This window comes from Amycolatopsis sp. NPDC051903 (genome assembly GCF_044452505.1).
GTDB lineage: Bacteria > Actinomycetota > Actinomycetes > Mycobacteriales > Pseudonocardiaceae > Amycolatopsis.
In genome coordinates, this window is the sequence record NZ_JBITBT010000052.1 from 48,200 (window position 1) to 61,052 (window position 12,853).

Here is a 12,853-nt window from a genome sequence, read left to right on the forward strand (position 1 = left end):
GCGGGGTGGAGAATGATCGTCGCCATGTCCCGACGCGAGCTCGTCGTGCTCGGCTCGGCGAGCCAGACACCGACCCGCCACCGCAACCACAACGGTTACCTCCTCCGCTTCGACACCGACGGCCTGCTCTTCGACCCGGGTGAGGGCACGCAGCGCCAGATGGCCCACGCCGGTGTGGCGGCCAACGAACTCACCCGCATCTGCGTCACCCACTTCCACGGCGACCACAGCCTCGGCCTGGCCGGCGTGCTGCAGCGCCTGTCGCTCGACACCGTCGCGCACCCCGTGCACTGCCACTACCCCGCCTCCGGCCAGACGTACTTCGACCGGCTGCGGTACTCGACCGTCTACCACGAGCGGGCGGAGATCGTGCCCGCTCCGGTCGGCGAGGGCTGGCGCGACGGGCCGCTGACGGTGTTCCCGCTCGACCACCGCATCGACTGCTTCGGCTACCGGTACACCGAACCCGACGGCATCCGCATGCTCCCCGATCGCCTCGAGGCCGCCGGTGTTCGCGGTCCCGCCATCGGCCGGCTCAAGGAAGAGGGTTCGCTGGAGGTCGACGGCCGCACCGTGCACGTCGCGGACGTGAGCCGGCCGAAACCCGGCCAGGTCGTCGCGTTCGTCATGGACACCCGGCTGTGCGCGGGTGCCGTCGCCTGCGCGCGGGACGCGGACCTGCTCGTCGCCGAGTCGACCTTCCGCGCCGCCGACGCCGATCTCGCCACCCGCTACGGCCACCTCACCAGTGCCGACGCCGGCCGGATCGCCGCGGAGGCGGGCGCCCGCAAGCTCGTGCTGACCCACTTCTCGCAGCGCTACCCCTACGAAGAAGCCGATGCGTTCGGGGAAGAAGCGGCGCGGGAGTTCGACGGGGAGATCGTCGTGGCCCGGGATTTCGACGTGATCCCGCTGCCGCGCCGCCGGTGAGTCACACCGAAGACGGCAGCCCGAACAGCGGGAAGTGCTCCGCGCCCAGGAACGACGTCAGCGCTGCGATCCGCGAGTCCCGCAGCGTGAGCACGGTGATGCCGAACGCCGTGAACGGGCCCGCGCCTTCGTGGCGGAGGTAGAACGCGACGGCGGGCTGGGCGTTCGCGGTGACGAGGCGGTAGCGCCACGAACCACAAGCGGTGAGCGGCACGCGAACGGCGAAGCCGCGCACGTCGGCCAGACCGCGGTACCACTCGGGAGCCGGTGGCATGGACCAGGTGACGTCTTCGGTCAGCAGCGCCACGAGCGCGTCGGCGTCCCCGTCGGCGAGCGCGTCCGCGAAGGCGGTGGCGATCGCGCGGACGTCGGCATCAGGAGCCGCCGGCGCGTGCGAAGGCACCAGCCGGCGGGCGCGCTGCAAGGCGCTGTTCACCGAAGCCGTGCTCGTGTCCATCACCGAAGCGATCTCCGCGGCCGAGAAGCCGAGCACCTCGAACAGCAGCAGTGCCGCCCGCTGGTTGCCCGGCAGGTGCTGCAGCGCGGCGACGAACGCCAGCTCCACGGCCTCGCGTTCCTCGTAGCGCGCTTCAGGTCCGGCGTCCGGGTAGGGGCCGAGCCAGCGGACGTCCTCGGGCGCGTCCCCGGCGGGGCCGAAGTCCACGGGCAGCGCGCGGCGGCCGCGGGCGGCGACCAGGTCCAGGCACGTGCGCGTGGTGACCGTGTAGAGCCACGACCGCAGTGAGCTGCGTCCCTCGAACCCGGCCAGCCCGCGCCACGCGCGCAGCAGCGCGTCCTGCAGGGCGTCGTCGGCGTCGTGGACCGAGCCGAGCATGCGATAGCAGTGCGCGTGCAGCTCCCCCCGCAACGGCTCGACCGCGCGCGTGAACGCAGCGTCGTCACCGGCGTGCGCCAGGGCCAGCTCCGCGAGTTCGCTCACGAACGATGATTCTGCCGCCCCGCCGGAGTCTCCTCTGTGCAACGACCCATCGAAGGAGGACTCATGACCCCGGTCTGGTTCGACGTCTCGACCCCCGACGCCGCCCGCGCCCGCCGGTTCTACGGCGAGCTGTTCGGCTGGCCCGTGACCGCGATCGACGGCACCTACGCGCTGATCGGCGAGCCCGCCGCGCCCAGCGGCGGCATCGGGCAAGCCGGTCCGGACAGCCCGTACGTGGGGCTCGTCGTGTACTTCGACGTGCCCAGCCTCGAAGAAGCCCTGGACAAGGCCGAGGAGCTCGGCGGCAAGCGGACGCTCGACCCCGTCGGCCTGCCCGACGGGAACCGCATGGCCGTGTTCACCGATCCCGACGGGAATCCAGTCGGGTTGCGGCAGCTGGCGTGACGCGGGCCGTCGGCGTGTCGGTGTCCTGGTGGCCGGGGCACGCCGGCGGCCGTGCCAGACTCGCCTGCGATGTACACGCCGTCCGATCTCGCCGACCTGCTCGAGTGCGAGCACCGGAGCATCCTCACCCAGGCGCTGGCGGCGGGGCTGCCCGGCGCGCCGCGGCCCGGTTCGGGACCCGATCAGCTGGCCGTGAAACACGGCCGGGCGCACGAAGAAGCGACGCTCGGCCGGCTGCGAGCCGAACGCACGGTCGTCGAGATCGACGAACGCGACCCGGCCGTCGCGGCCAAGGCGACGGAAGAAGCGTTGCGGGCGGGCGCGCCGGTCGTGTACCAGGCCGTGTTCCACGACGGCGAGTTCTCTGGCCGTGCCGATTTCCTGCTGCGCGACGACGAAGGCCGCTACGAGGTCTACGACACCAAGCTCGCGCGGCACGCGAAGCCGTCGGCCGTGGTGCAGCTGAGCGCGTACGCCGAGGCGCTGCGCCGCGCCGGGTGGCCGGCCGGGCCGAACATGCACCTGCTGCTCGGCGACGGCACCACGCGCACGCTGCGCGTCGACGACTTCCTGCCGCTGCTCGACCGCCTGCGCGCGCGGCTGCGCGACCGGCCGGCGCGGCTGCCCGGGCAGCTGTGGGCCGACGAACGGCCGGCGTGCGCCGCGTGCCGCTTCGCGCAGCACTGCTCGACGGCGCGGGAAGCGGACCGCGACCTGTCGCTCGTCGCCGGGATGCGCGGCGACCAGCGGCGCAAGCTCGTGACGGCCGGGCTCGCCACGATCGACAAGCTCGCCGCCGCCGGTCCGGACGACCGGCCGCGCGACATGTCCGCGAGCACGTACACCTCGTTGCGCGCGCAGGCCGCGATCCAGGTGCGCCAGGACGAAACGGGCGAGCTCGCCTACGAGGTGATCGATCCCGCGGCGCTGGCCGAGCTGCCGCCGCCGAACCCGGGTGACGTGTTCTTCGACATGGAGGGCGACCCGTACGCGCTCGCGGGCACGGGGCTGGAGTACCTGTTCGGGGCTGTGACGCCGGACGGGGAGTTCGTGCCGTTCTGGGCGCACAACCGGGCGCAGGAGAAGAAGGCGTTCGAGGACTTCGTCGACTTCGCCGTCGCGCGGCTGGCCGAGCACCCCGGCGCGCACGTCTACCACTACGCGCCGTACGAGGTCACGGCGATCAAACGGCTCGCCGCCGTGCACGGCACGCGCGAGGAGGCCGTCGACGCGCTGCTGCGCACCGGTGCGCTGGTGGACCTGTACGCGGTGGTGCGCAAGGCGTTGCGGGTCGGGCAGCGGTCGTACTCGATCAAGTACCTCGAGCCGCTCTACATGCCCGCCGCGCGCGAGGGTGACGTGAAGACGGCCGTCTCCAGCATCGAGGCCTATGAGGACTACCTCACGCTCACGGCCGCCGGCGAGCCCGCGCAGGCCGCCGAGGTGCTGCGCGGCATCGGCGACTACAACGAGTACGACTGCGTGTCCACGTTGCGGCTGCTGGAGTTCCTGCACCGCGTGCGCGAAGAAGAGGGCATCGAGCTCGCGACACCGGAGCCGGAGTCCGAAGTGGACGCTCTGCTGCGCGAGACCGAGGAGGACGTCGCCGCCGAGCGCCGCGCCGAGCGGGCGGCCGCGCTGGCGGCGCTCGTGGACCCGTTGCTCGAGGGCCTGCCCGACGACCCGGCGGACTTCACGCCGGACGACCGGGCCCGTGCGCTGCTCGCCGCGTCCGTCGGTTACCACCGGCGCGAGACCAACCCGGCGTGGTGGGAGTTCTTCCGCCAGCTGGCCGCGCCGCTGGGTGACCTCGAGGTGGACACGACGTGCGCCGTGCCCGTGTCCATGTCGATCGGTGAGTGGGTGCCGCCGTCGGGACGGCTGCGCACGGCGAAGCGGACGCTCGTGCTCGCGTGCGACCCGGACCGCCCGCACCCCTTCGCGCCCGGTGACGACGTGCGCTTGCGCTACGGCGCGGACGCGCGGGATGCGAAGGTGGTGGCGTCGTCGGCGGTCGAGCTGACGCTGGAGGAGAGCAGCGCGCCCGACGCGACCTCGAACGACCGCCCCGCCGCGGTGCTGCCGGGCAGCCCCGTGCGGCCGGCGCCGAAGGACGAGGCCGTCGCGGACCTCGCGCGGCTGGTGGGCGAGACGCTGCCGGAGCTCCCGCGGCACCCGGGCGTGGACCTGTTGCGCGCCTCGGCGCCGCGACTGCGCGGCGGCGGCCCGTTGCCGGCTCCCGGTGAGGACCTCGTCGCGACGGTGCTCGAGGCCGTCGACGCGCTCGACGGTTCGGTGCTCGCGGTGCAGGGTCCGCCGGGCGCGGGGAAGACGTACCTGGCGGGGAAGCTGATCGCGCACCTGGTGCGCTCGGGCAAGACGGTCGGCGTGACGTCGAACAGCCACAAGGCCGTGGAGAACGTGCTGTCGGCCACGCTGGGCAACGCGCCTTCGCTGGCGTGCGCCAAGCGGGCGAAGCGCACGCCGGATCCCGCCGCGCCGTGGGAGCAGCCGAAGAACAACAACGCGCTGGTGCGCTGGCGCGAAGAGCACGACGGCGGCCACCTCGTGGGCGGCACGGCGTGGACGTTCGCGAACGCCGCGGTGCGCGCGGAGCCGTTCGACGTGCTGGTGATCGACGAGGCGGGCCAGTTCGCGCTGGCCGACGCGCTGGCCGTGTCGATGTGCGCGAAGAACGTGGTGCTGCTGGGCGATCCGCAGCAGCTGCCGCAGGTCGTGCAGGGCACGCACCCGGCCGGCGCCGAGGCGTCGGCGCTCGGGCACCTCATCGGCGACGCCGACATCATCCCGCCGTCGCTGGGCTACTTCCTGGACCAGACGCGGCGGATGCACCCGGCGGTGTGCGCGCCGGTGTCACGGCTGTCGTACGCGGGGTTGCTGCACTCGCACCCGTCGGCATCGCGCTCGATCGACGGCTTCGCCTCGGGTCTGTACCTGTCGCAGGTCGACCACCGGGGGAACACGACGCGGTCGGTGGAGGAGGCGGCTGAGGTCGTGTCGGTGATCTCGTCGCTGCACGGGCGCTCGTGGCAGGGCCGCCCGCTGACCGACGAGGACTTCCTCGTGGTGGCGCCGTACAACCTCCAGGCCCGCGTCGTCACCCGCGCCCTGGCCGACGCCGGGTACGGCGACGTGCGCGTGGGGACGGTCGACCGGTTCCAGGGCCAGGAAGCGCCGGTGGTGGTGACGACCATGACGTCGTCGTCCGCGGTGGACCTCCCGCGCGGGCTGGACTTCCTGCTGTCGCGCAACCGGCTGAACGTGGCGCTGTCGCGGGCGCAGTCCGTGGCCGTGCTCGTGTGCTCCCCGCACCTGCTCGAGGCCGACATCCGCACCGTCGACCAGATGCGGCTGGTGTCGGGGATGCTCGGGTTGCTGCAGGACGCGCTGCCCTGGCCGGGCTGAACGCGGGCGTGCCCCCGCTCCCGCCGCTGCGGAGGGGGAGCTCGCGCGGTCCGGGAACGGGGGCACTCGATCCCGCCCGCGCCGCGCCGATGGGGGGCCGGCGGGTGCGAGCGGGAGTTCTTCCTGTGGTGGCTGGATGCGCCCGCTCCCGCCGCGGCAGTGGGAGTCCGGCGGCAGGAGCAGGCAGCACATGAGCCCGTCCCGCGCTGCCGTGGGGCGGGGCGCAGCGGGGCGGGGTGGTCCGGGGGTTGGTGTTCGAGGGGCGTCGTTTGCGGCCGGCGCGGAGGGTCGCCTCTCGGCGAGTGGCGCGACCCGGGGCCTTGCGGCTGTCCGGGAGGGCGATGGGTGGAGCCCGGGGACACCACCGCACCGGCAGTCAGTTGTAACGCTGTCCGGCCGCGGATATTCCGCCGATCCACAGTGGACGTCGAAGAGGGTGCTCCCGCTCTCTGCTCCGCCGGCTGGGGGTCCGGCGGGCGAGAGCAGGAGCACTGGCGCCCGCCCCGCGCCGCGTGGGGGAGCGCAAGGCGACGGGACGGGTGGCTAGCGGTGCCGGCACGGGGGTCGCCTCTCGGCGAGTGGCGCGACCCGGGGCCTTGCGGCTATCCGGGAAGGCAAGAGGTGAGGCCCGGGGACCCCTCCGTACCGACACCCTGTACAACGCGCCGGGGCCGCGAATGTTCCGCCGCCGCGAAGTGACGTGGGTCGCGACCGCCTGCGTGAGTGATCGCTGACGGAGTTGACGGTACACCGCTGTACCCCGAAACCACCCGAGTCCTCTTCGGACACTCATCCTCGCAGCTCCGGCTCGCGCTCCACCCGTCTTGAGTTTTTATGTGGCCCCCTGGGCGCGGAAGGGGGACTACCAGGGGGCCTGGCCCGCCGCCCGGTCGGGGGAATGTCGAGGCGGAGCGGGTTGACGCAGACACTAGCGGTAGAAGTCGATCTAGGATCAGTCCACGAAACGGTGAACCAGGTGAAGGTTTCATTGACGCTTGGTGATCATCTCAGGTGAGCGGTCTGGCGGGGTTTGTCCACAGCCCCCGCGAGTTGTGGACAGCTTCGTGGCTGCGGGCTCGCTCGCCGTTTCCCGTCGGTGGCCGCCGGTAGAATGGGTCTGGGGACGCCCCCCTCGGGAGGGCGGGGGCTTGTCTCCGGCCGGATGGGGCGGGGCAGAACGGGATTCGGTGCCGGCTTCGCTCGGAAGGGCGTTGGGTCGGAGGTGCAGCGGCGCGCACAAAGAACCCCGGTCCGCGCGGCATGCAGGCTCGCTTGGCGACACGGCCGCTGACTGATAGGTCTCGTAACGTGGGTGCCGGCCATCGATGCCCAACGCGGTGACCACTCACGGCAAGCGAACGGCATAGTGGACGAGCAGCGGTTTCGGGTGTTCCTCGGCCTGGATGTCGGCAAGGGCGAGCATCACGCGGTCGGTCTCGACCCCAAGGGAAACGGCTACAGGACGGCCGCTGCCCAATAGCGACCCGAAACTGCGACGTCGTCGACGAGCTCGGCGGGCACGGAACGCTGCTCGGCGCGGTCGACCGGCCGGCCACGACGAGCAGCGTTGCCGGTCGCGGTCGCGCGCACCGCCGGTCATCAGGTCGCCTGCCTGCCGGGCCGGCCATGCGGCGCATCGCCCATCTCTACCGGGGCCGTGCCAAGACCGATGCCCGGGATGCGTTCATCATCGCCGGCGCGGCCTGCTCCATGCTGCACACGCTCCGGCCGGCCGATGTCGGCGACGACGCCTGGCCGAGTTGGACGTGCTGGTCGGGTTCGGTGATGGTCTAGCCGGCGAGGCCACCCGAATCGCCAGCCGCATCCGCGGCTTGCTCTCCGGCATTCATCCCGCCCTCGAGCGAGCTACAAGCCCAGGATCGCTCATATCGCGGTGCCGAAAATCCTGTCGCATTGCGGCGGCCCGACCGGCATCGCCAGCGCCGGGTGCCGCAACCTCATCACGATCGGGCACCGCGCACACGCCTCGCACGGGCGAGAACCCGGTCGAGGCGATCATGACTGCTCTCGGCGAGCAGACCGTGCCGGACGTCGTAGTCGAAGGCGACGTGCCAGCCGCGGCGGGCGGCGAGGCGGGAGACGTGAGGTTCGTATGTCGTTCCGGGCATCGCCGATGCGGACCCGGTCCTGCCTTGGCTGGCGGGCAGCCTGAAAACCGTCGTGCAGCAACGCAAGCAGGTCGCTGACCAGGCTGAGGGGGTTCTTGATGCGCACCCTCTTGCCGGGGTCCTGACCCCGATGCCCGGCGCCGCGGCGTGACAACCACGTAGGAACACCCGCTCGGGAAGGTGGGGGCTTGTCTCCGGCCGGACGGAGCGAGCCAGAACGGGATTCGGCGTCGGCTCCGCTCGGATGTGCGTCGGGTCGGCCGCGCGGAGGCGCGCTCACACAACCGTCTTGCGCATGCGGCAGTTGGGCTCGCCCAAGGGCCGCGGCCACGGCCGTTCGGAATGGCTCATCGGCATCAATCGGTGTCGCGAGCGCTCAGCGGTCTGCCGAATCGGGCGGGGACTGGCCCGACTTCGGCTCGGGGTGCGAGCTGTGCGCGGGAAGCGGTTCAAGAGGCCGCACGGCCGGCGGCGCGTCACGAGGAGCAAACCGTGGTCTCGTGGGGCCGTCGCGGCGCCGGACTTTCGGTAGGTCGCTTGCGAACGGCCCCGATGCGGCACTCAACCGCTGCCGCGCACGCCGGTCCGCGGAACTCAAGCCACCCGCACATCCACCCCAGCCTGACGGAACTGCTCCACCACCTCGTCCGGCGCCTCTCCATCGGTCACCAGCACGTCGACGTCCTCGATGCCGCACACGGTCGCCAGTGCGGTGCGGGAGAACTTCGCGCTTTCGGCCACCAGCACCGTCCGGCGGGACGATCGGCGGGCCGCGCGTTTGACCGCCGCGTCCTGGAGGTCGTGGGCGGTGACGCCGTCGTCGGGGGAGAGGCCGCAGCAGGTGAGGACGAGGGTGTCGAAGCGAAGGGCGGCGAGGGAGGCCTCCGTGATCGGGCCGACCATCGAGCCCTCGCCGAAGCGGGTGGTGCCGCCGGGGAGCAGGAGGGTGATCGAGGAGCTGGCGGACAGCACGGTGGCGCTCGGCAGCGACAGGGGCATCACGGTGAGCCTGCGCGGGGCGAGGGCGCGGGCGACCGCGAGACCGCTGGTGCCGCTGTCGACGACCACCGCCTCGCCGTCGCGCACCAAGCCGCCGACCACGGCCGCGATCCGGTCCTTCGCGGCGGCCGATTCGACTTCACGCAAGGAAAACGGCAGCTCCTCGCCGCGCATCAGCAGGCTCACCGCGCCGCCGCGCACGCGGCGCAGCGTGCCCTGCTCGGCGAGTGCGTCCAGGTCGCGCCGGATCGTCACCTCGGACGTGTCCAGGGCGAGGGCCAGCTCGCCGACGTCGACGCGCCCGTCGCGCCGGAGCCGCTCGAGGATGCGTTCGTGCCGGGGGTTGCCTCGCATGGGGACGAACCTAGCGCGCTTTCGTTCGAAACGCTGTGGCGCATGCACGTCGACGAACATGTTCGTCACGAACTTGTTCGCAGCGAACATGTTCGTTAAGCTCAAGTCATGACCTCACCACGCAGCCGCCGGGAACGTCCCGCCAAGCCGGCCCTCACCCGCGCCGGGATCATCGACGCCGCGGTCGCGGTCCTGCGCGCCGAGGGCCTGGCGAAGCTGACCATGCGCCGGCTCGCGCAGGAGCTCGACACGGGTGCGGCGTCGCTGTACGTGTACGTGCGCAACACCGCCGCACTCCACGCGGCCGTGCTCGACGAGCTGCTCGGCGAGGTCGACCTGGACACGAAGAACACCGGGTGGGCGGAGCGGCTCGAAGCCGTGCTCACGTCGTACGCGGCCGTGCTCTTCCGCTACCCCGGGCTCGCGCAGTCGGCGCTCGTGGCGCGCCCGAGCGGCGAGAACTACCTGCGGCTCGTGGACACGCTGCTCGGGCTCCTCGCCGAGGGCGACGTCCCGCGCGACCAGGCGGCCTGGGGCGTCGACCTGCTGCTGCAGCACGCGACCGCGACGGCCGCCGAGCACGCCGACGAGCGGCCCGACGAGGAGTGGCAGGCCGTGTTCACGGCCGTGCGCGACGCGTCGCCGGACACGCACCCGCACCTCGCCGCGGCCAGGGCCGAGCTCGTGTCCGGCGCTCCCGAAGAGCGCTTGTCCTGGGCGTTCCGCGCACTCATCGCCGGCATCGTCCACACCCCGAACCCTTGAACGGAGAAGACCGTGAACACCACCATCATCGGCGCTGGACTGGGCGGGCTGACGCTCGCTTCGGTCCTGCACCACAACGGGATCCACGCCACCGTGCTCGACCTCGACGCGTCGCCGGCCGCGCGCGCCCAGGGCGGCATGCTGGACATCCACGAAGAATCCGGCCAGGCCGCCCTGCGAGCCGCCGGCCTCCGCGACCGGTTCCTCGACCTCGTGCACCCCGGCGGTGAAGCACTCCGCGTGCTGGACCGGCACGGCACCGTTCGACTGTCCGAAGAGGACGACGGCACCGGCTCACGACCCGAAGTCGAGCGGGGTGAGCTGCGGGAGCTGCTGCTCTCGTCGTTGCCCGAGGGCACGGTCCGCTGGGGCGCGAAGGTCGTGTCCGCGCGGCCGCTGGGCGGCGGCCGCCACGAGGTCGAGCTGGCGGACGGCTCGACGCTCGGCACCGACGTCCTCGTCGGCGCGGACGGCGCCTGGTCGCGCGTGCGCTCGCTGCTGTCACCGGAAGTGCCCGCGTACACCGGGATCTCGTTCGTCGAACTCGACCTGTGCGACGCCGACGAGCGCCACCCCGCGTGCGCGGCCCTGATCGGCGGCGGGATGTTCATGGCGCTGGGCCCGGAAAAGGGCTTCCTCGCCCATCGTGAGCCCGACGGCAGCCTCCACGTCTACGTCGCCCTCACCGTGGCCGAGACCTGGGCCGCCGGTGTCGACCTTTCGTCGGCCCGCGCCGTCGAGGAGGAACTGCTGGCCCGCTTCGAGGGCTGGGCTCCGGAACTGACGGCGCTGGTCACCGAAGCCGACGGTGAGCTGGTGCCCCGCGCCATCCACGCCCTGCCCGTGGACCACTCCTGGGGTCGCGTGCCCGGCGTGACCCTGGTCGGCGACGCGGCGCACGTCATGTCACCCTTCGCCGGTGAGGGCGCCAACCTGGCGATGATCGACGGCGCCGACCTCGCGCTCGCGCTGGCGGCTTGCGACGGTGACGTCGAAAGCGCTTTGGGCAAGTACGAAGCCACGATGTTCACCCGAAGCGAGGAAGCCGCCCGAGGTTCCGCGGACAACCTCGACGCCGCGTTCCGAGCCGACGCGCCGGAAGGCCTGCTCGCGGTGTTCCAAGGTCACTAATTCCGTGGACTGGACCACTGGGCCGGCACTACGCTCGGCGGCTCGTCGGTCCGGGGGAGTGGTCTGGTGCGCAGCCGCGGCTCGGTTGTCCTGCTTTCCGCCCTGGTCGTCGATTCGGTGGGCACGGGGCTGTTCCAACCGCTTTCGGTCCTGTTCTTCGCGAAGCTCACCAGCGTGCCCCTGGCGCTGATCGGTGTGCTGCTCAGCCTGGCCACGGCCGTCACGCTCCCGGTGCCGCTGCTGGCCGGTCGCCTGGCCGACCGAACGGGGCCGCTGACCCTGGTCGTGGGAGCACAGCTCGCGCAAGGAGCCGGGTTTCTGCTGTTCACCGTGGTGACCGGGCCGGTCGGCATCTTCCTCGTGTCGGCGCTGGTCGCGGTCGGGGTGCGGTTCTTCTGGTCTTGCGTTTTCACCGCGGTCGCCGATCTCGCCGACGGCAGCGACGCCCGCCGGACCAAGGACGAGTGGTTCGGCTGGGTCGCGACGACCCGCACGGCCGGCCTCGGCGTCGGCGGGCTCATCACGGCCGCCGTGGTCGGCATCGACACCCCGGCGGCCTACCGGACGCTCGCCGTCGGCTCCGCGGTGTGCTTCCTGGGCGCCGGGGCCGCGATCGCGGCCCGGGTGCGGGCGCCGAGGCGGGTAACCGCCGACGACCACGGCGGTTACCGCGGCCTGCTCGGCGCTCGGCCGTTCCTCGCGCTCACGGGGCTGAACACGGTGTTCGCGCTGAGCAGCATGATGCTGGCCCTCGGGCTGCCGGTGTTCGCGACCGTGGGGCTCGGCGGGCCGGCGTGGCTGGCGCCCGTGGTGCTGGTCGGCAACACCGTGTTCATCACGCTGCTGCGGGCGCCGGCGGTGCGGCTGGCGGCGCCGTTCCGGCGGACGCGCGTGCTGACCGCCGCGGCGGGGATGTGGGCGGCGTGGTGCGGGCTGTTCGCGCTGCTGGTGCCGGGGCAGCCCGGGTGGGTGCTGCCGGTTCTCCTGGTCGCGACGGTGCTGTTCTCCGCCGCCGAGGCGGTCCACGCGCCCGTCTCCACCGCTCTGGCCGAGGAGCTGTCGCCGACCGGGGCGCGGGGCCGCTACCTCGCGGTGTACCAGTATTCGTTCACCGTGGCGGGGCTGGTGGCGCCGGCGTTCTTCACGTCGTTGTTCGAGGTTCGGTACTGGTTGCCGTGGCTGGTGCTGGCTGTGGTGAACGCGCTGGCGGGCCTCGCGGTGCGCCTGCTGGAGCTCGTGGCTCATCCTTCTGCCGCGGTGGCTACTACTTAAGGTGTACGCCGGACGAGCCGTCGTGCCGATCCACGCTGTGGCCGGTCCTCCCCATACTGTGCTCATCGCGTCCGAAGTGGACCGAACCGAACCAGGGAGCGAGGACCGATGAACTTCCCCACCGCGTTGGCCGCCGCCAGCCAGCACACCGCCGACGGTGCCAGCATCGCCGTGGCCATCGGGATCGGCGTGGTGATCCTGCTTCCCGCGATCTTCTTCCTCGCCGCCCTCATCAGCATCCTCGGCAGCCCGCTCACCGGCGGCATGAAGTTCGTCTGGGTCGTGTTCGCCTTCTGCGCGCCGTTCCTGGGGCCGCTGCTGTGGTTCATCGTCGGCCGCCGCAGCGCCGAGGCCGGCGCTTATCGCTGAGTCCACAGTGGAAAGAGGTGGCGGACGGGCAGCGTGCCCCGCCCCCCCCCCCCGCAAAACCCCATCAAGGGCAATCACGGGGTTAAAGCGGTTGCCCTGTAGGGCCGTTTTACCATTGCCACCACCGACAGGT

9 protein-coding genes and 1 pseudogene are annotated in these 12,853 nt (G+C 72.2%); 8 read left to right on the forward strand and 2 right to left on the reverse strand.

The window, feature by feature from the left end:
- The first annotated feature begins 24 nt into the window (after positions 1-24).
- The gene (locus ACIA77_RS47845) at positions 25-930 is read left to right on the forward strand and encodes a ribonuclease Z (protein WP_395892866.1); all 906 of its coding nucleotides are present in this window, start codon (positions 25-27) and stop codon (positions 928-930) included.
- A gap of 1 nt (position 931) precedes the next feature.
- Here ACIA77_RS47845 and ACIA77_RS47850 read toward each other — a convergent pair whose 3' ends face one another.
- The gene (locus ACIA77_RS47850; protein WP_395892867.1) at positions 932-1,870 is read right to left on the reverse strand and encodes an RNA polymerase subunit sigma-70; all 939 of its coding nucleotides are present in this window, start codon (positions 1,868-1,870) and stop codon (positions 932-934) included.
- Positions 1,871-1,933: 63 nt separating this feature from the next.
- Between ACIA77_RS47850 and ACIA77_RS47855 the strand changes: the two genes are divergently transcribed.
- From ACIA77_RS47855 to ACIA77_RS47865, 3 genes and pseudogenes are all read left to right on the forward strand, one after another.
- On the forward strand, positions 1,934-2,275 hold the full coding sequence (locus ACIA77_RS47855) for a VOC family protein (RefSeq protein WP_395892868.1): 342 nt from the start codon (positions 1,934-1,936) through the stop codon (positions 2,273-2,275).
- 69 nt (positions 2,276-2,344) lie between these two features.
- Positions 2,345-5,701, forward strand: coding sequence for a TM0106 family RecB-like putative nuclease (locus ACIA77_RS47860; RefSeq protein ID WP_395892869.1), 3,357 nt, complete (start codon positions 2,345-2,347; stop codon positions 5,699-5,701).
- A 1,366-nt stretch (positions 5,702-7,067) separates the two neighbouring features.
- Positions 7,068-7,969: pseudogene (locus ACIA77_RS47865) on the forward strand (IS110 family transposase); the annotation flags it as partial.
- A gap of 455 nt (positions 7,970-8,424) precedes the next feature.
- Here ACIA77_RS47865 and ACIA77_RS47870 read toward each other — a convergent pair.
- Positions 8,425-9,183, reverse strand: coding sequence for a DeoR/GlpR family DNA-binding transcription regulator (locus tag ACIA77_RS47870; protein WP_395892870.1), 759 nt, complete (start codon positions 9,181-9,183; stop codon positions 8,425-8,427).
- 108 nt (positions 9,184-9,291) lie between these two features.
- Here ACIA77_RS47870 and ACIA77_RS47875 point away from each other — a divergent pair, with 108 nt between their 5' ends.
- The 4 genes from ACIA77_RS47875 to ACIA77_RS47890 all read left to right on the forward strand — a co-directional run bounded on the left by ACIA77_RS47875 (position 9,292) and on the right by ACIA77_RS47890 (position 12,720).
- On the forward strand, positions 9,292-9,948 hold the full coding sequence (locus ACIA77_RS47875) for a TetR/AcrR family transcriptional regulator (RefSeq protein WP_395892871.1): 657 nt from the start codon (positions 9,292-9,294) through the stop codon (positions 9,946-9,948).
- Between the two features lie 12 nt (positions 9,949-9,960).
- Positions 9,961-11,079 carry an FAD-dependent oxidoreductase gene (locus ACIA77_RS47880; protein WP_395892872.1) on the forward strand — a complete coding sequence of 373 codons (1,119 nt, stop codon included), beginning with the start codon at positions 9,961-9,963 and terminating at the stop codon, positions 11,077-11,079.
- 66 nt (positions 11,080-11,145) lie between these two features.
- On the forward strand, positions 11,146-12,351 hold the full coding sequence (locus tag ACIA77_RS47885; protein ID WP_395892873.1) for an MFS transporter: 1,206 nt from the start codon (positions 11,146-11,148) through the stop codon (positions 12,349-12,351).
- Between the two features lie 108 nt (positions 12,352-12,459).
- Complete coding sequence (locus ACIA77_RS47890) at positions 12,460-12,720, forward strand: PLD nuclease N-terminal domain-containing protein (RefSeq protein WP_395892874.1); 261 nt, start codon at positions 12,460-12,462, stop codon at positions 12,718-12,720.
- The last annotated feature ends 133 nt before the right edge of the window (positions 12,721-12,853 follow it).